The sequence below is a fragment of the Bacillus sp. LR--39 genome (assembly GCF_053613335.1).
Window position 1 is genome coordinate 1 of sequence record NZ_JBSIOT010001175.1, and the last position, 609, is coordinate 609.

Here is a 609-nt window from a genome sequence, read left to right on the forward strand (position 1 = left end):
AGTACAAATACGGACAGGCCGAAAAACACCAGTGTCCGCCAGACCGTCTGTTTGATGGAGCGGGGCACCGTTTTTTCCGGATTTTCGCTTTCCCCCGCCGCGATCCCGATCAGCTCCGTCCCCTGAAAGGCAAAGTTGACGGTGATCATCGTGATAAAGATCGCGCCGAATCCGTTTGGAAAAATTCCGTCTCCAATCAGATTGGAAAAGAACGGTGCAGCCTGTCCGTCTTTCAAGTCGATGAGTCCGAACATCGCGCCTCCGCCGAGAATAATAAACAGAAGAATGACGATAATTTTGATGCCGGACAGCCAAAATTCCGATTCCCCGAAAGCCTTTGCCGATAAAGCATTGAGTGAAAAAAGCAGCAGCCCGAAAATCAAGCACCATATCCAGACGCCGACATCGGGAAACCATCTTTTCATCAGCTGCCCCGCTGACAAAAATTCCAAAGCAACAGTAACCGACCAGCCGAGCCAATAGATCCAGCCGACGGCAAACCCTGTAGCAGGCCCGATAAATTTTGTCGCGTACGTCTGAAAAGAGCCTGAAACCGGCATTGCCACAGCGAGCTCCCCAAGGCAGAGCATCGTAAAATACATGATCATT

Annotated in this window: 1 protein-coding gene; it reads right to left on the reverse strand. The window is 50.7% G+C overall.

The window, feature by feature from the left end; all coding sequences use genetic code 11:
* A partial coding sequence (locus ACWHAR_RS29235; protein WP_452088716.1) for an amino acid permease occupies nt 1-609 on the reverse strand: 609 nt, incomplete at both ends.